Annotated in this window: 13 protein-coding genes and 1 pseudogene; 9 read left to right on the top strand and 5 right to left on the bottom strand. The window is 70.0% G+C overall.

Features of this window, described 5'->3' with window-relative positions:
* The first annotated feature begins 400 nt into the window (after positions 1-400).
* The 6 genes from OHA11_RS32390 (at position 401) to OHA11_RS32415 (ending at position 7721) form a co-directional block, all read left to right on the top strand.
* Positions 401-766: a metalloregulator ArsR/SmtB family transcription factor gene (locus OHA11_RS32390; RefSeq protein ID WP_266502426.1), complete on the top strand. Its 366-nt coding sequence runs from the start codon at positions 401-403 to the stop codon at positions 764-766.
* A gap of 192 nt (positions 767-958) precedes the next feature.
* Positions 959-2575, top strand: a complete 1617-nt coding sequence (locus tag OHA11_RS32395) for an MFS transporter (RefSeq protein WP_266507616.1) — start codon at positions 959-961, stop codon at positions 2573-2575.
* A gap of 343 nt (positions 2576-2918) precedes the next feature.
* A complete protein-coding gene (locus OHA11_RS32400; RefSeq protein WP_266507617.1) occupies positions 2919-3755 on the top strand; it encodes an SDR family oxidoreductase in 837 nt (278 codons plus the stop codon).
* 6 nt (positions 3756-3761) lie between these two features.
* Positions 3762-5102, top strand: a complete 1341-nt coding sequence (locus OHA11_RS32405; protein WP_266502428.1) for an NAD(P)/FAD-dependent oxidoreductase — start codon at positions 3762-3764, stop codon at positions 5100-5102.
* A 94-nt stretch (positions 5103-5196) separates the two neighbouring features.
* Positions 5197-6678 (top strand): cytochrome ubiquinol oxidase subunit I, encoded by a 1482-nt coding sequence (locus tag OHA11_RS32410; protein WP_266502430.1) that lies wholly within the window; start codon positions 5197-5199, stop codon positions 6676-6678.
* Positions 6679-6680: 2 nt separating this feature from the next.
* Entirely contained in the window at positions 6681-7721 is a 1041-nt protein-coding gene (locus OHA11_RS32415) for a cytochrome d ubiquinol oxidase subunit II (protein ID WP_266502432.1), read from the top strand.
* Between the two features lie 49 nt (positions 7722-7770).
* Here the strand turns inward: OHA11_RS32415 and OHA11_RS32420 are convergent, their stop codons facing one another.
* The 4 genes from OHA11_RS32420 to OHA11_RS32435 all read right to left on the bottom strand — a co-directional run bounded on the left by OHA11_RS32420 (position 7771) and on the right by OHA11_RS32435 (position 12741).
* Positions 7771-9351, bottom strand: a complete 1581-nt coding sequence (locus OHA11_RS32420) for a GMC oxidoreductase (RefSeq protein ID WP_266502434.1) — start codon at positions 9349-9351, stop codon at positions 7771-7773.
* Between the two features lie 109 nt (positions 9352-9460).
* Positions 9461-9976 (bottom strand): gluconokinase, encoded by a 516-nt coding sequence (locus OHA11_RS32425; protein WP_266502436.1) that lies wholly within the window; start codon positions 9974-9976, stop codon positions 9461-9463.
* Complete coding sequence (locus tag OHA11_RS32430; RefSeq protein WP_266502438.1) at positions 9973-10917, bottom strand: cyclase family protein; 945 nt, start codon at positions 10915-10917, stop codon at positions 9973-9975. The genes OHA11_RS32425 and OHA11_RS32430 overlap by 4 nt, the downstream gene beginning before the upstream one ends.
* A gap of 3 nt (positions 10918-10920) precedes the next feature.
* Positions 10921-12741: a glycoside hydrolase family 15 protein gene (locus OHA11_RS32435; protein WP_266502440.1), complete on the bottom strand. Its 1821-nt coding sequence runs from the start codon at positions 12739-12741 to the stop codon at positions 10921-10923.
* Between the two features lie 197 nt (positions 12742-12938).
* Between OHA11_RS32435 and OHA11_RS32440 the strand changes: the two genes are divergently transcribed.
* Together OHA11_RS32440 and OHA11_RS32445 are read left to right on the top strand one after the other, a co-directional pair.
* Positions 12939-13892 (top strand): DUF389 domain-containing protein, encoded by a 954-nt coding sequence (locus OHA11_RS32440; protein ID WP_266502442.1) that lies wholly within the window; start codon positions 12939-12941, stop codon positions 13890-13892.
* A gap of 135 nt (positions 13893-14027) precedes the next feature.
* Positions 14028-14415: pseudogene (locus OHA11_RS32445) on the top strand ((2Fe-2S)-binding protein).
* Between the two features lie 115 nt (positions 14416-14530).
* On the opposite strand, the gene OHA11_RS32450 reads toward OHA11_RS32445, so the two are convergent.
* On the bottom strand, positions 14531-19045 hold the full coding sequence (locus tag OHA11_RS32450) for a glycoside hydrolase family 2 TIM barrel-domain containing protein (RefSeq protein ID WP_266502444.1): 4515 nt from the start codon (positions 19043-19045) through the stop codon (positions 14531-14533).
* A 380-nt stretch (positions 19046-19425) separates the two neighbouring features.
* Between OHA11_RS32450 and OHA11_RS32455 the strand changes: the two genes are divergently transcribed.
* A complete protein-coding gene (locus OHA11_RS32455; protein WP_266502446.1) occupies positions 19426-22287 on the top strand; it encodes an AAA family ATPase in 2862 nt (953 codons plus the stop codon).
* Positions 22288-22327 lie beyond the last annotated feature (40 nt).

Raw genomic sequence — 22327 nt, forward strand, 5'->3', positions numbered from 1 at the left:
GCCATCGTGATCGTGGTCGTGTCCGACTTCATGACCCGACTCGTGGGCATCCGCGCGGCCTTGCGTCGAGGCAGGAGGGTGGGGGTGCTCATGGCGGGCGTTCACGTATGGCTCACCTCTCAGGAGTGTCGCGACAGGGTGGGCGCCGGAAGCACCCAACTATCATTATGTGCATACTCTTGCACCAATGCACCTGTTGGATCGCACGAACAACCTCCGCCGTCTGCTCAACGGCGCGCCCGAGTTGTCGCGAGCAGGCGACCGACCAGCGTCTCTTCGCTGAAGGTGGGCGTCATTCCGATCCGGCTCGGGCGCTGAATCGGTTCGTATGTGCGCGCTCGCATCGCAGCAACCGGGACGGATCGGCCCGCCCGCCGACGTGGCGCTCTACGATGGGTCCATGTCGGCGAGCAAAGAGTCATCCACTGCAACTGCGTCCGAATTGCAGGCGCACCGCGGTGGCGCCGCGCAGTTCGCCGCGGCGGCCAACGTTTTCGCTCTGCTCTCCGACCCCACCAGGCTGCATCTGGTCTGGACCCTCGCCAAAGGCGAGGCCGACGTCAACACACTCACCGAGGCCAGCGGAGCGGCCCGTCCGGCGGTGAGCCAGCATCTGGCCAAGCTCCGCCTCTCCGGTCTGGTCGAGATGCGCAAGGTCGGGCGCCGCTCCGTCTACGCCCTGCGCGACGGGCACGTGCGCCGCCTCGTCGTCGAGGCCATCAGCCATGCGGACCACATGGTCACCGGAGCGCCGCCGCACGACTGAGGATCCAGCCTTGGTCGCGAGGTCGTACCTGTGCTGCGGGATGCCGGGGAGTTGCTGGAACGGCGGGTGGCGGCCTTGGCCGCTCCGGAGCCGGAAGCCGAGGAGGCCGGTGCGGCCGTCGGCTCCGCCAATCAGTTGATCTCTGTGCGGGGCGCGGATCCGTCCTCCGGGGCCGCTGGGACGATTCCGCCCATGGCTCCCGAGGCAGGCACTGCTGAGAGTTCGGCAACGGCTCGAATCGTTCTGCTGACACTCTCGGCCGGTCAGTTCCTGATGGCGCTCGACAGCTCGGTCATGAACGTCTCGATCGCGACGGTGGCCGAAGACGTGGGCACGACGGTGACGGGTATCCAAGGCGCCATCACGGCCTACACCCTCGTGATGGCGATGTTCATGATCCCCGGCGGCAAGGTCGGCGCGCTGATCGGCCGCAAACGCGCGTTCACGATCGGCTGCGTCATCTACGGCTGCGGCTCCCTCACCACGGCGCTGGCACCGAACCTGCCCGTGCTGCTGCTCGGCTGGTCGTTCCTCGAAGGGATCGGAGCGGCACTCATCCTGCCCGCGATCGTGGCGCTCGTGGCCGGCAACTTCGCCACCGAACGCCGTCCCGCCGCCTACGGACTCGTCGCGGCCGCAGGGGCCGTGGCGATCGCGGTCGGACCGCTCATCGGGGGTGTCGCGACGACGTACTTCTCCTGGCGATGGGTCTTCGCCGGTGAGGTCCTGCTCGTGCTCGGCATCCTGGTGCTCGCCCGCCGCATCGCCGACGTGCCGAGCGACGAACGTCCGCGCATCGATCTCGTCGGCGTGGTGCTCTCCGCCGCGGGGCTCGGGATCTTCGTCTACGGCGTGCTCCGCTCGGACGAATGGGGCTGGTTCCGGCCGAAGCCCGACGCGCCTTCATGGCTCGGGGTCTCGCTGGTCGTGTGGCTGATGCTGGCAGGTCTGCTTCTGATCTGGCTCTTCCTGCGCTGGGAGGCCCGCATGGTGAAGCGGCACAGGGAACCACTCATCGACCCGGCCATGCTGCACAACAAGCAGCTCAGCGGCGGACTCACGATGTTCTTCTTCCAGTACCTCGTGCAAATGGGCGTCTTCTTCGTCGTACCGCTCTATCTGTCGGTGGCGCTGGGCCTGTCCGCACTCAAGACCGGTGCCCACATCCTGCCGCTCTCCGTGACACTGCTGGCGGCCGCGATCCTGATCCCGCGCTTCTTGCCGAATGTCTCGCCGCGGCGGGTGGTACGGCTGGGGATCCTCGCGATGCTCGCGGGCGCGGTGGCCCTGATGGCCGCGCTCGACGCGGACGCCGGCGCGGAAATCGTCACCATCCCCCTGCTGTTGATCGGGCTCGGCATGGGCGCGCTGGCGTCCCAGCTCGGTTCGGTCACCGTGTCCGCGGTGCCTGAGGCACAGAGCGCGGAAGTCGGCGGCGTCCAGAACGCCGCCACCAACCTCGGCGCCTCGATCGGTACGGCACTCGCCGGGTCGATCATGATCGCCGCGCTCACGTCTTCGTTCCTGACCAGCGTGGAGCAGAATCCGGCAGTCCCGGCCGAGGTCAAGAGCCAGGCGACCGTCGAACTCGAAAGCGGCGTACCGTTCTTGTCCGACGCCCAGCTCAAGACCGCCCTCGACGAGGCGGGCACGAGCACGGAGGTGACTCAGGCGGCACTCGACGCGAACGCCGCCGCCAGACTCGACGGTCTGCGCGCCGCACTCGCCATCCTCGCCTTCACCGCTCTCCTCGCACTGTTCTTCACCCACAGGATCCCGAAGACCCAGCCCCGGTCGACGGAGCCATAGCGGCGGCGTACGGCGTTCTTCGCGGCCGGGGACCCGTCGGCCGATGCTCCGCCCATACCGGCACGCAGGTACTCCGCGCTCACCCGGCATCCCCACAAGCGCAGCCGGATGAACGGCGGGAACGCCGGCGGCCCGTAGCCCGACTGTGTGACGTGCCGCGCCGAAATAGGCGGCACCGCGTGCCGGTTGGTCTCGCCCGCGCGGCAGGGTGCTTTCGTCTGGTGGCCGAGTGTGCGATGGCTCCTGTGTCTGTCCTGGCGGGCCGGCCGAGCCCCGGCCTATCTCATGCGCGTCGCCCCTTTCCTGAGGGCGTACCGTCCGAATCGCCCAAGGAGAGATCGTGGTGGCAGCGAAAGTCGAGAACCGCGGGACGGCGTCCGCGCAGCTTCTCAGGGGCCAGAAGGCGCTGGTGACCGGTGCCAACTCGGGCATCGGCCTGGCGACCGCCGTTGCCCTGGGCCGGGCCGGGGCGGACGTCGTGGTGAACTACGTCGTCGGTGCGCACGAGGCAGAGAACGTCGTGAAGGAGATCGAGGGCTTCGGGGTCCGCGCCTACGCCCACGAGGCCGACGTGTCCGACGAGGACCAGGTGACCGCCATGGTCGCGCGGATGGTCGAGGAGTTCGGCACCATCGACATCATGGTGGCCAACGCGGGCCTCCAGCGGGACGCGGCCCTGACGGAGATGACACTCGCCCAGTGGCAGAAGGTCATCGACGTCAACCTGACCGGCCAGTTCCTGTGCGCGCGGGAGGCCGCCAAGGAGTTCATGCGGCGCGGCGTGGTGGAGGAGGTCTCCCGGTCGGCGGGAAAGATCATCTGCATGAGCTCGGTCCACCAGATCGTCCCGTGGGCGGGGCACGTGAACTACGCCTCCTCCAAGGGCGGTGTGGGCATGCTGATGCAGACACTCGCCCAGGAGCTGGCCCCCCAGCGGATCAGGGTCAACGCGGTCGCGCCCGGCGCCATCCGCACGCCGATCAACCGCGACGCCTGGTCCACCCCCGAGGCCGAGGCCGAGCTCCTCAAGCTGATCCCGTACCGCCGCGTGGGCGACCCGGACGACATCGCCAACGCCGTCGTCGCCATGGCGTCCGACCTGCTCGACTACGTCGTCGGCGCCACCCTCTACGTCGACGGCGGAATGACGCTCTTCCCCGGCTTCGCCACCGGAGGCTGATCTCCGATGCAGGATCACATCACGCCCCGCCGGGTGGTGATCCTGGGCGGGGGGTTCGCCGGACTGTTCGCCGCCCGTGCCCTGCGGAAGTCACCGGTCGCGGTGACCGTGGTCGACCGCCGCGCCCACCACCTCTTCCAGCCGCTGCTGTACCAGTGCGCCTCCGGAATCCTGTCCGAGGGGCAGATCGCCCAACCGCTGCGCGGGGTCCTGCGGCGCCACCACAATGTGCGCTGCGTGCTGGCCGAAGCCACCGACGTGGATGCCGGCGCCCGGCTGGTCCACGCCCGGCGACCCGAGGGCGGAGCCGTCGAGCTGCCGTACGACGATCTGATCGTCGCGGTCGGCATGCGCCAGTCCTACTTCGGGCACGACGAGTTCGCCACGTACGCCCCCGGCATGAAGACCCTGAACGACGCCCTCGACATCCGCCGACGGATCTACCGGGCGTTCGAGATGGCCGAAACGGCAGCGGACGACGGCGAACGGCAACAGTGGCTCACCTTCGCGCTCGTCGGCGGCGGCCCGACCGGTGTCGAACTCGCGGGACAGATCCGGGAGATCGCCGGCCACACGCTCGACCGGGAGTTCCAGAGGATCGATTCCGCCAAGGCCCGGGTGCTGCTTTTCGAGGGGTCCGACGCGGTGCTGGGCGCGTTCGGCCCTCCGCTGGCCCACCGTGCGGCCCGAACCCTGCGGCACCTCGGCGTCGAGCTCCACCTGGGCACGATGGTCACCGACATCGACGCGCACGGCCTGACGGTACGAGACCACGACGGCAGGACGACCCGGTTCGACGCACGCACCGTGCTGTGGACGGCGGGCGTCGAGGCGCCGCCGATCGCCGCCGCGCTGGCCCGGGCAACCGGTGCCGAACAGGACCGGGCCGGACGCATCCTCGTCGGACCCGACCTCACCGTCCCCGGCCATCCGGAGATCCGCGTCACGGGCGACGTGATGAGCCTGAACCGGCTGCCGGGCCTGGCCGAGGTCGCCATGCAGTCGGGTGCGTACGCGGGCCGGAGTGTGCGCCACGCCGTCGAAGGCAGGACGAAGAAGCCGAAGCCCTTCACGTACGTGGATCTCGGCAGCGCCGCCTACATCGCCCGCGGCCGGGCCGTCGTCAAGGCCGGCCCGCTGCATCTGTCGGGCTTCACCGGCTGGCTCGCCTGGCTCTTCATCCACCTGGCCTTCCTCACCGGCTTCCGCAGCAGGCTGGGAGCGGTGCTCAGCTGGTCCGTCGCCTTCGCCACCAGCTCGCGCCGCGAACGCGCCTTCACCCTGCCCGACACCGACGCGCCGGCCGCCGGGCCGCCCGAGTCGAAGGCGCCCCCGCCACATTCCTGACGCCGTCCTCGGCCGGCCTTGCCGGGCCGTCCCCTCCACAACCCGTCCTTCCTCAGCCCCGCCTCCTCATGCGGGGCAGACCCCCGAGGCGCACATGTTCAGCACCGCGGCCCATCTCGCGAACACACCGGACCAACTCCTGCCGGCTCGGGAGCTGATGGCCTTCACCCTGGCCTCACACATCCTGCTGGTCCCGTTCGGGGTGGCACTGCCGTTCATCACTCTGCTGATGCACCACCGGGCGCTCCGCCAGGGCGACCCCGTCGCCCTCACACTCGCCCGGCGCTGGTCGGCGGTGATGGCCGTCCAGTTCGCCATCGGCATCATCACCGGCACCGTGCTGTCCTTCGAGTTCGGACTGCTGTGGCCCGGCATGATGGGGCGCTGGGGAGACGTGTTCGGCCTCGGGTTCGGCATCGAGGCATGGGCGTTCTTCCTGGAGGCCGTCCTGATCGCCATCTACCTCTACGGCTGGCGCCGCCTCAAGCCCTGGACCCACTTCTGGCTCGCCGTACCGCTGCCGCTGACCGCCCTGATGGGGACGTTCGGCATCATCGCGGCCAACTCCTGGATGAACACCCCACAGGGGTTCCGCCTGGACGCCCAGGGCAATCCCGTCGACGTCAACGTGCAGCAGGCGATCTTCACACCGATGTTCGGCCCCGAGTACTGGCACTTCGTGGTCGCGATGCTCCTGACCGCCGGTTACGTGGTCGCCGGCGTGTACGCGGTCGGCTGGCTGCGCGGGCGCCGCGACCGATACCACCGGCTCGGCTTCACCGTGCCCTTCACGGTTGCCGCGATTCTCACTCCGGTCCAGTTCATGCTCGGCGACTCCGCCGCTCGCGCCGTCTTCCACAAGCAGCCGATCAAGTTCGCCGCCACGGAGATCGTCTGGAAGACCGACACCCACGTACCGGAGTACATGTTCGGGCGTCTGCATCCCGACGGAACGATCTCCGGCGGTCTCAAGATCCCCCAGCTGGACTCGATCCTCGCCGGATTCAGCCCGGACACCAAGGTGACGGGCCTGTCGTCGGTCCCCGCGAGCGACCGCCCGACGGCGACTCAGGCCACCATCGCCCACTGGGCCTTCGACATCATGGTCACCGTCGGCAGCGTGCTGATCCTGCTCGCGCTCTGGTACGCCTGGTCCTGGTGGCGGCATCGGGACAACCCCCGCAGCCGCTGGTTCTACCGCTGCGCCGCGATCGCGGGAGTCGCCTGCCTGGTCACCGTGGAGTGCGGCTGGATCACCACGGAGGTCGGCCGCCAGCCCTGGATCGTCTACAACCACATGAGGGTCTCGGAGGCGGTGACCAGCACGCGCGCCGGATCGCTGTGGGCGATGCTCGGCATCGTCATGGCCGTGTACGTAGCTGTTTTCGGCGCGTTCCTCGCCGTCATCCTGAAGATGCGCACTCGCTGGCGCATCGCCGACGAAGGCTCGGCCGACGTGCGCGCCGCACTGCCGCCGGAGACCGACACCCCCTACGGGCCCCGGAGCGAGCCCGAGCCCGCAGCCGCCGGGGCCGCGCCCGGTGGCGGGTCCGACCACACCTCCGGCGGTGCGTAGGAGTGGCCGAATTCATCGCATGGGTGCTGGTGCTCGCGATCGCCGCCTACGCCTGCGCCGGAGGCACCGACTACGGCGCGGGCTTCTGGGACCTCATGGCCGGCGGCGCGGAGCGCGGCAAACGGCCCCGCTGGCTCATCGACCACGCCATGGCCCCGGTCTGGGAGGCCAACAACGTCTGGCTGATCTTCGTTCTGGTCATCATGTGGACCGGCTTCCCGACGATGTTCCAGGCCGTGTTCTCCGCGATGTGGCTGCCGCTCGCCCTCGCCGCCGTCGGCCTGGTGCTCCGCGGTGCCGGGTTCGCCCTGCGCAAGCCGTCCCGCCGCCTGGCCCAACGACGGATCTACGGCGCGGTGTTCGCCGTCTCGTCACTGGTGACGCCGTTCTTCCTCGGGGCGGTCCTCGGCGGCATCGCCTCCGGCCGGGTCAAGGTCGGCACGAACGCCTCCGCGGACGCCTGGGCCAATGGAACCTCCGTCCTCGTGGGTCTGCTGGCCATCGCGGCCACCGCCTTTCTCGGGGCGGTCTTCCTCTGCTCCGACGCCCTGCGGTTCGGCGCGCACGATCTCGTCGACTACTTCCGCCTGCGGGCGCTGATCGCCTTCGGCGCCGTTGTGGTCCTCGCGCTCATCGCCCTGCCCGTCACCCACGACGACGCACGGTACGTCTGGGACGGCCTCACCGGAGGCTGGGGGCTGGTGCTGATCATCCTGGCCGCGGTCTGCGGTCTGGCCACGGTGGTGCTTCTGCTGCGCCGGTCCCACGGCTGGTCCCGCTACACCTCGGTGGCGAGTGTCGCCCTGGTCGTCGGTGCCTGGGGCTTCGCACAGCGGCCCTACGTGCTGCCCACCTCGCTGACGGTGGCCGAGGCGGCCGGTGCCGCTCACACCCTGCGCTGGCTGGTGATCGTCACGGGCATCGCGATCGTGCTGGTCGGCCCGGCGCTGGTGCTGCTGTACCGGCTCGACACGATGGGCGAGCTGGAGGAGCTCACCGACGCCGACACCGGTGCCGCCAGAACACCGGGGGACAACCTTTAGGGCCTGTCCGACCCTGATCCGCCGGACAGGCCCTAGTGGCGCGCCCCCGTCAGCTCAGCCGGGCGGCGATGTGGTCGCCGACCCGCAGGGCGTTGGCGATGGCGGTCAGGGACGGGTTCACCGCGCCGATGCTGGGGAAGAAGCTGGTGTCCACGACGTAGAGGTTGTCGAGGTCGTGGGCCTTGCAGTTGACGTCGAGGGCCGAACTCTTCGGGTCGTCGCCGAACCGCACGGTGCCGGCCTGGTGCGCGGTGGCGCCGATCGGCATTCCCTTGTGCAGGTAGATGCTGTGCGACAGCAGATGGTGCTCGTGCATGCCCAGGTGCCCGAGCATGCCCCGCAGCTTGTGCTGGAGGCGCTTCAGCCCGGCCACGTTGTTCTTCTCGTCGAGCGCCAGGTGGATGGCGTCGTCCTTGTCGAGGGTGACCCGGCTCTCGGCCAGCGGAAGGTCCTCTCCGCACAGCCAGAAGTCGACGGCATGGTGCGCCAGTACCTCGAAGGGCATGTCGGGCGTGACGGCACCGGCCCAGCGCGGCGCCTCGCCGTGGATCTGGTCGGCGTCCGACTTGCCGAGCATCTGGATGCCGCCGAGCGGATACTCCCAGTCGTCCGCGCCCAGGTACCAGTCGTTCAGCGCCAGGGTCTTCTGGAATCTGGTGGGGTTCGGTTCCTTCGAGACCGCCATGAGCGCGAGGTTGTTGTGCCGCATGTAGTGGCGTCCCACCACGTCCGAGCTGTTGGCCAGGCCGCCGGGATGCTTGTCGCCCGCTGAACGGAGCAGCAGGACGGCGGAGTTGACCGCGCCGGCGGCGACCACCACGATGTCGGCGCTGAATCCCTCGGTCACTCCGTTCTCGAGGCCGGCGACGACTCTGGTGACGGTGCGTCCGGTGGGGTCGGTCTCCAGGCGCCGCACATCGGCGTTGGTCACCATCGTGACGTTGTCGTTTTCGAGCGCCGGGTCGACGCAGATCACCTGTGCGTCGGACTTCGCGCCCACCAGGCAGGGGAAGCCGTCGACCCGGTCGCAGCGGATGCAGACGCTGTCATGGGTGGCCCGGCCGTTCTCGTCCTGGGTGAGGTTCACGCCGATGGGCAGGTGGAAGGGGTGCAGGCCGGCCTTGCCGAGGTCGTCGCTGAGCTGCTGGATGCGCGCCTCGTGCTCGACCGGCGGGTAGGCGTACTGCGCGCTGGTCGGCCCTCCGGTGGGGTCCTCGCCGTGCCGGCCGTGCACCAGGTAGAGGTGCTCGGCCTGGGTGTAGTACGGCTCCAGGTCCTCGTAACGGATCGGCCAGGCAGGCGAGATGCCGTCGTGGTGGCGCAGTTCGCCGAAGTCCTCGGGCCGGAGCCGGAAGAGCGCGGCTCCGTAGAACTTGGTGTTGCCCCCGACGTAGTAATTGACCTCTGGGGGGAACTGGTTGCCGTGCTTGTCGTACCAGAACTCGGGGGCACGGTACTTGCCCTTGACGAAGACGGCGGTGGAGTCCCAGTTGTCCCGCTCCCGCGGAAGGTAGTCGCCGCGCTCCAGGATCAGGACCCGCTTGCCGGTGGGGGCCAGCCGGTGCGCGAGCGTACCGCCGCCCGCTCCCGAACCGATGATGATGACGTCGTAGTGCTGATCGTCGGCCATGAGAGGGTCCCGTTTCTAGGAGTCATACGTTCGGGACATTTGGCATCAAATTCCAAACTATCGGGTGAGTCGGGTAGTGGCGACCCGACGGAGTCGAACAGGTGCGCGCTTATTTCCTTGCCCGGACGGCGCGCACCGCCTGGTCGACGATGGTCTGTGGGTCGGCCACCGCGGCGACGGTCAGACCGTGCTCGTCCGGCCGCAGCGGTTCGAGGGCGGCGTACTGGGAGTCCACCAGCCGGGCGGGCATGAAATGGCCCACGCGGCCGGCGACCCGTCGGTCGGCGGCCCCTCGGTCGAGCGCCAGACAGAGGAACCACACGCCTGCGCCCGCTCTACGGAACAGATCCCGGTACGTGTGCTTGAGGGCCGAGCACGCCACCACCCCGCCCTGACCGGCGTCGGTCACCTCCCGGATCCATTCGGCGATGGACAGCAGCCAGGGCCGGCGATCCTCGTCGTCGAGTGGGCGGCCGGCGGCCATCTTGGCGCGGTTCGCGGCCGGGTGGACGTCGTCCGCCTCCAGGAAGGGCACCATGAGCCGCCGCGCGAGCAGAAGCCCCACGGTGGACTTGCCCGATCCCGAGACACCCATGACCACCACGACCGTGGGCGCCGGAGTCACAGGACGGCGATCGGGTTGACCGGCGAGCCGGTGGCGTCCGGCAGCCTCAGCGGGGCGATCACGCAGAGGAACGACCAGCGCCCCGCCGCCTCGCAGACCGGTGCCAGGTCCTCGAACTGCAGGTAGTCCAGCAGGTGAAGGCCCATGGCGTGGATCGCCAGGACGTGCACGGGGAAGTCGACGCCCTCGGTGGAACTCGGGGCGGTGTCGTTGTTCCCGTCACCGCCGAGCACGGCGACCCGCCGGTCCGCGAGAAACTCCAGTGCGGACGGGTGGAGCCCCGCGCGCGCGTCCGCCGCGTGCCAGGCCCCCAGTTCGGCGCGGCGTCGGCGGTGGCCGACCCGGACGAACAGGAGGTCGCCCTCGCTCACGCGGACACGCTGGGCCGTCTCGGCCGCGGTGAGGTCGTCGGCGGTCACGTGATCACCCGGTTCGAGCCAGGGCACACCACGCAGCCGGGGGATGTCCAGCAGCACGCCGCGTCCGACGATCCCGTCGCGCGCCGCCTCGACGGAGAGTGCCGTGGCCGCGTCCGCCGTGACGGTGCTCGCGGACACGCCGCCGTGCAGTGTGCCGTCGTAGATCACGTGGCAGAGGGCGTCGAGGTGGCTGTCGGCGTCGCCGTGCACGTTCATCGCGAAGCTGTCCCTCGCGAAGTGGAGCCCGCCCGGGGGGTCTTCGTCCGGCTGTCCGCTCATCCAGTGCTTCGCGGGCTCCGGATTGTCCGGGCCGGGCAGTGTTTCCACCGGCGCGGCGAGCGTCACCGTCCGGCCGGTCCGCACCTCGCGGGCGGCGGCCACCACCCGGGCGGGAGTGAGCGCGTCCAGAGCGCCCCGGTCCCCCGAGGCCCAGGCGGTACGCGAGCGCAGGTGCCGGTACAGCACGGCGAACTCGTCCTCGGTCAGCCGAGGCGGTCCTGCCGGACGGGCATGGGTGACCATGGGTCAGCGCCCTTGCTCCGCGTCGAGCGCACTGTCGAGGGTGATGGCCGCCATGATGAGCGAGAGATGGGTGAACGCCTGGGGGAAGTTGCCCAGTTGCTCCCCGCTCGGACCGATCTCCTCGGCGAAGAGCCCGACGTGGTTGGCGTGGGTCTGCATCTTCTCGAAGGTGTAGCGGGCCTGCGGCAGCCGCCCCGCCCGGGCCAGCGCGTCGACGTAGAGGAAGGTGCACAGACTGAAGGTGCCCTCCGAGCCGCGCAGCCCGTCCGGTGATGCGGCAGGGTCGTAGCGGTAGACGAGGCTGTCGGAGACGAGCTTGCGGTCCATCGCGTCGAGGGTGGCGAGCCAGGCAGGGTCCCTCGGGGCGATGAACCGGACCCTCGGCATGAGCAGCAGGGAGGCGTCCAGGACGTCGCCGCCGTAGTGCTGGACGAAGGCGCCCTCCTGCTCGCTCCAGCCGCGTTCCATGACCTGCTCGAAAATGGCGTCCCTGGCGCTGCGCCACTTCTCCATGTCGGCGGGCCTGCGGAAGTGCTCGGCCAGGCTCAGCCCGTGGTCGAAGGCGACCCAGCACATCACGCGGCTGTAGGTGAAGTCCTGGCGGCCGCCGCGGGTCTCCCAGATGCCCTCGTCCGGCCGGTCCCAGTGCTCGGCGAGCCAGTCCAACGTCTCGGCCACCGCCTTCCATCCCCGGTACGTGGTCTGTTGCGCGATCCCGAGGCCCTGGGACACCGCGTAGAGGGCCTCCCCGTAGATGTCGAGCTGGAGCTGGTCGGCGGCGCCGTTGCCGATGCGGACGGGGGAGGAGCCGCGATAACCCTCGAAGTGCTCGAGCGTCTCCTCCGGCAGGTCGGGATTGCCGTCGATCCGGTACATCGTCTGGAGCGGCTCATCCTCCTTGCCCTCGCGCTCGTACAGCCGGTCGACGATCCAGTGGACGAAGGCGGTGGCCTCCTCGACGAAGCCGAGGTCCAGCATGGCCCGCACGGACAGCGCGCCGTCGCGCACCCAGGTGAACCGGTAGTCCCAGTTGCGCTCTCCACCGACCTGCTCGGGCAGGCCCATGGTGGCCGCCGCGACGAGGGCGCCGGTGGGGGCGTAGGTGAGGAGCTTGAGGGTGATGACCGAACGGTGCACCAGCTCGGGCCAGCGGCCCCGGTAGCGGGACTGGTGCAGCCAGTCCTGCCAGAAGCGGCCGGTGTCCTCGACCTGGGCGGTGATCCCGTCGACCGTGGGGGGTGCGGGCGCCTCGCCGCCGGACGCGCAGACGGTGAACACGGCGCCGCCCGCCTCGCCGGCGCTCAGCGTCACCCTGCCGCGTACGTCCTGGCCGTCCCGCTCCAGGGGGAAGGATGTCTGCAGGTGCGCGTCCATCCCCGGGGACCGGAACAGGCCGGTGTTCTCGCCGAGCTCCAGCTGGTGCTCGGCGCGGCCGTAGTCGAAGCGCGGCCGGCATTCGAGCGTGAAGTCGACGGTCCCCCGCACGCAACGCACGACGCGTATCAGGGTGTGACGGTCGGTGGCGGTGTGGGTCCGGTCCGGAGGCATGCAGTCGACCACCTCGCCCACTCCGTCCGGCGACATGAACCGGGTCACCAGAATGGCCGTGTCGGGGTAGTAGAGCTGCTTGCAGGTCGCCTCGGGGTGCTCGGGGGCCAGCCGCATGTACCCGCCGCCGTCGTGATCGAGGAGGGCGGCGAAAATGCTGGGCGAGTCGAACCGGGGAGCGGCGAACCAGTCCACGACACCCTGCGACGAGACGAGCGCGGCGGTCTGCAGGTCGCCCACCAGGCCATGTTCGGCGATGGGAGGGTAGCGGTCCATGGCTGCTCCGAGTTCTCGGAAAGAGCCCCCTACGTCCACTATCGGCCACTCGGGTGGCCCCTGCGCGTCGGAAGCGGTCCCCGATCGGTCGCTCACCGCACCCGGCTTGCCGACCCCGGCTCATCGGGTGTTACTGGCCGGAGTCGGTCACAGACGGTGCCTCGGTGGGTCCGTCGGACGAGCGATGGAGATGGTGCATGGAGATGATCCACGTCCGGCTGGTGAGCCCTCCTGATCTCACCCCCCGGGCGGTCGCGCTGCTGACCGACGACCGTTATGTCTTCAACCTGGTCGTCCTCGCCGAACTGGCGCACAACCCCGACGGCGACGCGATCGAGTGCGACATCCTGGCGGGCGCCGCCAACGCCGTCCTGCGCGGTCTGCGCGAGCTGGAAGTCGACCGCCGCGGATCCATCGTCATCGAGCCGGTCGAGATGGCCTTCTCCGGCACCGCCGCCGCGGCGGAGCGGCAGCAGCTCGGGGCACTCGCGCACGCGCCGGTCTGGGAGGAGGTGGAAGCACGCATTCGCGCCGAGGGCACCTATCTGCCGAGCTTCTACGTCTACCTGGTCATCGCAGGCGTCATCGGGGCGGTGGGAATCATCACCAACTCCCAGATCCTGATCGTCGCGGCGATGGTCGTAGGACCGGAGTACGGAGCCATCACCAGCGTCGCGCTGGGCATCGACCGCGGCAACGGCACCAGGATCCGGCAGGGCCTGTTCGCCCTGACCGTGGGATTCCTGCTGGCCGTCCTGGTGACCTTCCTGTTCTCGTGGGCGATCCGGGGTCTCGACTTTCAACCCAAGGCATTCGACCTGGGCTTCAGGCCGGTCGCCACGCTGATCGACGCCCCCAGCTTCTTCTCCGTCGTCGTCGCGGTGCTGGCCGGCATCGTCGGGATCATGTCCCTGACCCAGGCCAGGACGAGCGCGCTGCTCGGCGTCTTCATCTCCGTCACCACCATCCCGGCCGCCGCCGACATCGGCGTCTCCTGCGCGTTCTCCAGCTGGAGCGAGGCGCGCGGATCCCTGATCCAGCTCCTGCTCAACATCGTGCTGCTGATCGTGGTGGGCGTGCTGATGCTCAGATTCCAACGGGCTGTCTGGCGGCGTATCGGCCTGCGCAGCGGGCGCACGGGCAGCGGGTGACGCCGTCGCCCCCGCCCTCATCGTCCTGCTGCCGGTCGGCTTCGCCGCCGGCGCGCTGATCGACGACGTAGACCCCGAGCGGACGCTGGGGGCAGCGTTCTCACCGCTGGTGTCGCTGGCCGTCGCCGTGATCCTCTGCTGTGGGTCCTGCGGGATGTGCTGAACGTGACCGGTCCCAAGTACGGCTGTGGCGTCGGCGTCTGCCGTGCCTGTACGAGCCACCTCGACGGCGGGGAGATCCAGCCCTGTCGTGCCGGTCGCGGACTGCGCGGACCGCGAGGTCACCACGATCGAGGGCCTGGCCGACGGCGACAGGCTGCACCCCGTGCAACAGGCGTGGATCGACCGTGATGTCGCCCAGTGCGGCTTCTGCCAGCCGGGCCAGATCATGGCCGCGGCGGCCCTGCTGAAGAAGACGTCCCATCCGACCGACGCCGACATCGACCGCATCGAGAACGTCTGCCGCTGCGGTACGTACTCCCGGATCCGCGAAGCGATCAAGAAGGCCGCGGCGAACGACTGACGGCCACCGCCGTGGCCTCGGCGGCAAACGGGTGGCTGTCTCACCGGCCGGAGCAGGCGGGCCGGAGCAGGCGCGTGGCATGCGCCTGCCCCGGCCCCCGGTCACACAGTGGATGTCATGAGCCGGATCCTCCCGTCCTGCAGTGCAGCGTTGCCGCTCCCCAGTCCGCGTGGTCGTGTGCGTTTCCGTCGCCGCCGTCGGTGACCCGCAGTGTGAGACGCTCCGCGCCGGCGACCGGGGCCCGGACGGACACGGCCGCGTCCTTGCCGGTGAGGACCTCGCTGCCGTAGACCTTCTTTCCGTCGGCGAGGACCTCGAAGGCGGTGCTTCCGCCGTCGCCCACCTCGTCGTCCAGGCCGATCTCCGCGGTGAAGGCCGAGCACGCCCCGCCGAGGTACACCGTCACGACCGAGTCGGCATGCACGCCGATCCCCTTGTCGTAGGACGTGCCGCCGATGGTGAGGGGTTTGCCGTCACCGGGGGCGGACTCGCCGTTACTCGTGTCCTTCTCCACCGGGCCCCAGCCGTTGTCCGCCGTGATGAAGTCCAGGTCGGACACGGGTGCGTCCCCGCGCGGCGGGGGCGGTGTGCCCTCGACGACGACCGTCGCCTCGTGGCGCACCCGCGCGCCGCCGGTGGAGGCCGCGGAGACCGCGGCCACGGTCGGTCGCCGGCCGTCCGGGGCGTCGTCTCCACGGGTGATCACGACGTCGACGGACGCGGACTCGCCCGCCGCCAGATCACCGATGTCCGGGGAGGCGCCCGGGTCGACGCTCCAGCCGGCCGGCGCGTCGAAGGCCGCTGAGACATCGGTCAGCGGCCTGTCACAGGGGTTGGTGACGGTCAGCTTGCCCGGGGTGGACTCGCCCGCCGGCAGGCCGGTGTCCTCCGCGGTCAGCTTCGCGCTCGGGGTGCACACGACGGGACCCCGGGGAGTGCCGCCGCGCGCCTCGTCGCCGGTGAGCGGACGCAGCCGCAGCGTGTACGCGTACTCCTGGTCGGGCCGCACCTGGTACTCGGGCAGCACGGTGTGGAAGGTCTCGCTGACTCCACTGACCGCGTGGTCCAGGTGCAGGGTGTTGCCCTGGGGGTCGCGCTTCAGGGCGAACGGGTAGGCGGCGCGGTCGAGATCCTCGTACGGCGTGACACCTGCGGAGAAGGTCTGAGAGGTTCCGGAGACCAGAAGCCCGCTCCGGCCGTCGGAGAGGGACGCCCAGCGGACGTCCTCGTGGTTTCCGTAGTCCTGTGGCCGGGTGTATTCGGAGAACTGCTCGTCGGCGTCGGTCGAGTACACGCCGACGGGTGAGCCGTCCTCGCGGTCGTTGTAGTTCTCCTGGGGGCCGCGGCCGTACCAGGTGAACTCGTCGTAGCGGTCGGGGAGTTGCAGTGTCAGGCCGATGCGCGGCAGGTACGGCACCTTACGCGCCGCGCCATGCGCCTCGGCCCGGTGGTCGATGCGCACCTCACCGGTTCCGGTCACGGTGTACCGGATGGTCTGGGTGAAGGAGGAGTCCTTGACTCCCGGGGCGGCGACGGTGCTGGGCACGGTCACCGTGACCGACCCGTCCCGTTCGGCCACCTCCACCTTCCCTGGATCGGTCCGCAGCCGGTCGAGGCCCGCCGCGCGCCATGGCCCGTCCTCGGAGCTGATCTCGTTGCTGACCGGAGCCCGCCAGGCGTCCAACTCGGGACCACCGCTGAGCAGTTCGCGCCCGCCCGCCTTCATGGAGGTCAGCTCGCCGCTCTTGCGGTCGAAGGCGTACGTGAAGCCCCTGCCGGACACGGTGATCCGGTCCGGCGTCTCGGTGGCCGTCACCTTGCCGGGCGATCGGGCGGGCAGTACTCCGGCGAGTTGCCGGCCGCCGATGCCGAACTGCTCGACGGCGACGGTGTGCCCGGCCCTGGCCCACGCCGTGTCCTTCACCTGCACGGCTTCGACGGTCAGTTGCCGGTCGGCGTCCTTCGGGTTGGCCGGGGGCGTGGTCAGGCGGATGTCCGTCCGTTCGCCGGGCGTGAGGGAGAGCGGGCGCGTCCCCCGGTCGATCACCCGGGCGCCCTCGGTGATCTCCCACCGCAGCCGCAGATCGCGGGTGCCGGTGAAGGAGCGCTCGTTGAGCACCGTGACCTTGCCGTCCGTCGCGTCCGCGTCGGTGATCCGGATGGGTGCGTGCACCGCCGCCATGGCCCGTGCCTCGGGCTGCACCGTGCGGTCGCTGGAGACCACACCGTCGACGCCGCCGGTGCCGGAGCCGTAGGAGTCGTACTCGCCCTTCTTGGTGAGCCGGTCGAAGTCCAGGGCCAGGACGGCCTGGGAGGCGGGGTCGGCGTCCAGTTGCGCCGGGGTGAGCGCCTGGTGGTAGACGCGGACCTGGTCGATGGTGCCGTGGGCCATACGGGTGCTGATGTTCTCCTGGCCGGTCTCCGGGTCCCGTCCGATGTTCACCGGCTGGGCGGAGTAGGCGACCGTACCGGCCCAGTCGGTGGCCGCCACCTGCTTACCGTCGACGAACAGCTTGACCGAGGTCCCGTCGAAGGTGCCGGAGACGCGGTGCCACGAGCCGTACCAGTCGGCGGGGACGTCCGCCGACGCCGTGTGCCACCCGCCGTCTCCGTAGACGAAGAACTCCAGCGTGTCCTTGTCCCCCATCTTGAGGGCGTAGCTGTGGTTCCCCTTGGCGATGACGGTGAAGTCACCTGTCCAGTCGGCGGGTTTCACCCAGGCGTCGAGGGTGAGGGCGTCGGAGACCTGGTCGAGGTCCGGGTCCCGGTAGACCTCCACGAAGTCGTCGAGACCGGAGAGTTCGAGCGCCTTGCCGCTCTTGCCCGTGACGTGGTCGGGCTTGCCCGTGATGTAGGACAGGATGTCGTTGCCGGAGGAGTCGGGGGTGGTGATCAGGGGCTGGGTGATGTTCTGCTCGGCCCAGTCCCAGATGAAGCCGCCCTGGACCTGGGGATATCGGCGCACGACGTCCCAGAACTCGCGGAAGTTGCCGAGGGAGTTGCCCATGGCGTGCGCGTACTCGCCCATGATGATGGGTTTGGTGGTGGACGCCGCCTTGGCTGCCAGGCCCGACGGCGAGGGATAGCGCGTACCCCAGACATCGGCGAACGGGGCGTCGCCGTCGGGTGAGTTGGACTGGTGGTACAGGGGGCGGCTCGGGTCGTTCTCGCCCAGGAAGTCGGCCATGGCGTAGTGCGCCTTGCCGAGTCCGGCCTCGTTGCCCGTGTCCCACATCAGCACGCTGGGGTGGTTCTTGTCCCGCTCGTACATCGCCGTGAGGCGGTCCATGAACGCCTTCTGCCACTCGGGCCGTTCGGCCAGGCAGTTGGTCGGGCAGTTGTCGTGGTGGTGGGTCTCGATGTCCACCTCGTCGGCGATCCACAGGCCCTGAGTGTCGGCCAGTTCATACAGGTACGGGTCCGACGGGTAGTGCGAGGTGCGTACGGCGTTGATGTTGAGCCGCTTCATCAGGGAGACGTCGGACGCGGTGCGCTCGCGGGTCGCGTGGCGGCCGGTCTTCGCGTCGGTCTCGGCGCGGTTGGTGCCCTTCACCAGGATGCGCTCGCCGTTGACCAGGAGCTGTCTGTCCTTGATCTCGATGTCCCGGAAGCCGACCGGCTGGGTGGTGGTGTGGGTGACTCTGCCGTCGGGACCGGCGAGTTGGACGACCAGCGTGTAGAGGCTCGGGGTCTCGTCGGTCCACTTGGCCGGGGCCGTGACGTCCGCGCGGAGGGTGGCGGAGGCGGCACCGTTCCGCGGGTCCACCGTGCCGGACATCGTTGTCACCTCGCGGCCGCGCGGGTCGTACAGCGTGCCGGTGACCTTCCGCGTGCCGGAGGTCTCCTTCGCCGCGACGTCCACCTGGGCCGTGAGCCGCGCATCGCGGTATTGCGCGTCCAGGTCGGTGCCGATCGTGACGTCCCGCAGATAGGTCCTGGGCGTCGAGTACAGGTCGACCGAGCGGAAGATGCCCGCGAACCTCCACTGGTCGACGTCCTCCAGATGGGCCCCTGAACCCCAGCGGTGGACCTGGAGGGCGATGGTGTTCTTCCCTGCGTGCAGCCGTTTGCTGATGTCGAACTCGGCCGGGGTGTAGCCGCCCTGGTCATAGCCCACGTACGTGCCGTTGACCCAGAGCAGGTAGCCGCTCGTCACACCCTCGAAGCGGAGGAAGGTCTCACGGTCCTTCCAGTTCGTGGGCAGCTCGAACGTGCGCACATAGGCGCCGGTCGGGTTGATGTCGTGCGGCACCTTCGGCGGGTCGTCCGGGTACATCTCGGTCGGGATGTTGCGGAACACCGGATGATCGAGACCGTCCGTCTGCCACGTGTGCGGGACGCGAACGCTGCGCCAGCCGCTGCCGGCGGTGTTGTAACCCTCCTTGGAGAAGTCCTCGGGGACGTCCTCGGGACGGTCCGACATGTGCAGCTTCCACGTCCCGTCGAGGGACTTGGTCCAGGGTCCGTCCGACTCTGCCGCCAGTGCGCTGCGGGTGTCGGCGTACGGGGTCAGCTCGGCGTGCGCCGGCTCCTGTCCTACGCCGGTCACCTCCGGATTCTCCAGCAGGGTGTAGACGTTCGACGGGGGAGTGGGGTCATCGGCGGCAATGGCGGACGTAACGGACGTCACCAACGTCCCTGCCAGTGCCAGAGCGGCGAGTCCTCGAAGTCTTCGTACGGTTCGGCGGAGTGGGGGCATCCGGCGTACCGCCCTTCTGAGTGAGGCGAAACTGCTCCGAATCAAACAGAAGCGCACGCTACCGAGCAGCCTGAGGGGTGCCAAGAGGTACGACACGAACACTTTCCCCCGTCGGCAGCGCGGGCGGCGCCGGCGGAAACGGTCACTCCCGTAAGGGAGTTCACCTCCTTCTCCTCCGCCGCGGGGTCTGCATCACGCGCTCCGGTCACAGAGCTCCGACCTATCGGAAAACGGGCTCCCACAGCGACCTGACCGACCGGTCGAGTCGCGTTAGGGTTGGCCGCGGGGGAGAACGACAGGTAGGGGGCCCGATGCCGCCGATTCGGACAAGGCTGCTTGGCCGGGATCAGACCTTGAACGCCATCGACACCCTTCTTGATCGCCTGCGCGGAGAGTTGTCGACCGATACGTCAGGACCCGAAGCCGGGGCGGCCGAGCGCACCCTGCTGGTGCTGGGCGAGCCGGGAATCGGCAAGACCTCGCTCCTGGAGGTCGCGGCCAAGCGCATCAACGACCAAGGCGGGCAGGCCCGTTGGGTTGTCGGCCGCTCCGAGGAGACCGGTCTCGCCTTCAGCGGACTCGACGCGCTTCTGCACCCGTGGCGCAGCAGCCTGGCCGACATCGACGCCGAGGACCGGCCGGTCCTCGAAGCCGCCCTGCGCGGGGGAGAGGCGGCCGGTGGCGGGACTCTCGCTCTGGCCGGAGCCCTGCTGCGCGTCCTGTCCCGGTGGGCCGACTCAGGGCCGCTCCTCGTGATCATCGATGACCTGCAGTGGCTCGACCGGTCGACCCAGGACCTCCTGAGCCTGTGCGCCCGACGCCTCCAAGGTGAGCCTGTCGGCTTCCTCCTCGCGTCCCGCCCGGCAGGACTGCCGCCCGGCTGGATGCGCCAGAGCACACTTCATCGGCTGGAAAACCTCGACGACGTACAGGCCGCACGCCTGCTCGACTCTCTTGCGGTGCCACCGCAAGGCCGCACCCGCCGACAGGTGATGCGGCAGGCCGGGGGCAACCCGCTCGCCCTGGTCGAGTTCACGCGCGCGGCAGCCACCCGCCCGGCCGGCGAGGAGCCGGCAGGCCTGGAACTCCCGCTCACCGAGCGCCTGGAGCAGCTCTTCGCCGCGGACCTCGATGCCCTGCCGGAGCCCGCACGCCGTCTGCTCCTGCTCGCCGCCGTCGCCGACCTGCCCGACATGGCCGCCATGGCGGAGATCCTCGGCGACGTCCGCCTGCCCGACCCTCAGGACGCGCACGAGAGCTCGGACGATTCGCCCCCGCCTGCCCCGGGAACAGCTCTCGTCCTCGCCGGCCGGACGCAGGTCGCACGGGCCGCGGACGAAGCCTGGTCCGCGGCAGAGAAAGCCGGACTGCTCGCCCTGCACCAGGGAGTGATCAGGTTCCGGCACCCCTTGGTCCGCTCAGCTGTGCTGGCCGCCGCACCGTTCGACCAGCGGTGCCAGGCGCACCGGCTGATCGCGTCCGTGCCCGACCTCGACGAGGACCGCCGGGCCTGGCACCGCGCCGCCGCCACGGTCACCGCGGACGAAGCCGTTGCCGACGCCCTTGAGGCCACCGCGGAGCGCGCACGCGCCCGGGGCGGCTACGCGGCAGCCGCGACGACCCTGGAGCGGGCCGCCCAACTCAGCCCTCGCAAGGACGACCGGGTACGCCGCCTCAACGCTGCCGCCGAGTTCGCGATGCACGCCGGCCATCCGCGCTGGGTGGCGGAACTGACTTCCTTGGTGGCCGCCGACGCCGACACGGCCGAAGCCCGTGCGGAGGCCGACCAGTACGCCGGCTGGGCCTCGGCCCTGACCAGCCGGCACGTCGAGGCGATGGACCGGCTGATGGCAGCAGCCGACGGCTGGGCGCCCGCCCACCCCGAACGGGTCGTCGAAGCGCTCGGAACCGCGGCAACGGTCGCCTACATCAGCGGCGACCCACGCTTCCGCGAAGCCATCCTCGGCCGCTACCGGCGTCTCTCCCTCCGAGGCCCCGACCACTGCACGGCGTGGATCCTCGGCGGCTGCGATCCGCTCGGTTCGCGCGACGAAGCACTCGCTCATCTGCGCCACGCAGCCGCCCAGGACGACAAGCCGCTCGGGGCGTACCCGATGCTCGGTGCCGCCGCGTGGGCCCTGGACGAGACCGAGATGGCCGTGCAACTGCTCGGCACCCACCTCGAGATCCAGCGCCAGGCGGCCACCGCGGGATCGAACGCCACCGTGGCCTCCGCTCACGCGATAGCCCTGTTCGAGGCCGGCCGCTGGGCCGCCGCCCTCGCGGGGGTGGGCGAGGCCGATCGCGCAGCCGCCGTCGGCGGGCTGGAGCTCGCCACAGTCAGCAGCCATATTCTCGCCGCTGCGCTCGCCGCCGTTCGCGGGGACAGCCGGCGCGCCAAGCAGACGCTCGCCGACGCCACCCACGACTTCGACCTGCGAGGAACACGTGTCTTCGAGGCGCGCACCCGCCAGGCGAGCGCGCTGGCCGCACTCGCCGAAGGCGATCACCACGCCGCCTACTTCCACCTCAGCCGGCTCTTCCACCGCGACGGCAGCCCCGTACACTTCCACAGCTCCTTCCACGGACTCGCCGACCTGGCGGCGAGCGCCGTGCGTATCGGCCGGTCCAAGGAGGCGCAGGCCACCCTGGACGCAGCGATGGGGCAACTGCCCGCCAACACCTCGTTGAGACTGCGTCTCATCCTGTGCCGAGCCCGGGGCATTCTGGCCGACGAGGCCGCCCATGCCGAAGATCTTCTCCGTGAGGCGGCGTTCGACCCGGGCGGCGACCAGTGGCCCTTCGAGCGCGCCCTCGCTCTCGCCGACCTGGGTGAGTGGCTGCGCCGCCGTCAGCGGCCGGTTGACGCCCGTGTTCCCCTGAGCGAGGCACTGGAGCTCTTCCAAGGCCTCGGGGCGACCCCCTGGGGTACCCGTACGGCCGCGGAGCTGCGGGCCACCGGTGTCGACACGGCCGAGGCGCGACAGCGGGACGCGACCATGGAACTCACCCCTCAGCAACTGGCCATCGTCCAGCTCGCCGCTCAAGGGTTGTCCAACAAGGAGATCGCGGCCCGGCTGTTCCTGTCCCCCCGCACCGTCGGCTTCCACCTCAATCGGGTGTTCCCCAAGCTCGGTGTCACCTCACGCTTCCAGCTACGGGACTTCGTCTAGCCCGGTGGGCGCCCCAGGTCAGGTCTTCTGACAGAAGCGG

The organism is Streptomyces sp. NBC_00878, assembly GCF_026341515.1.
In the GTDB taxonomy this organism is placed as follows: Bacteria; Actinomycetota; Actinomycetes; order Streptomycetales; family Streptomycetaceae; genus Streptomyces.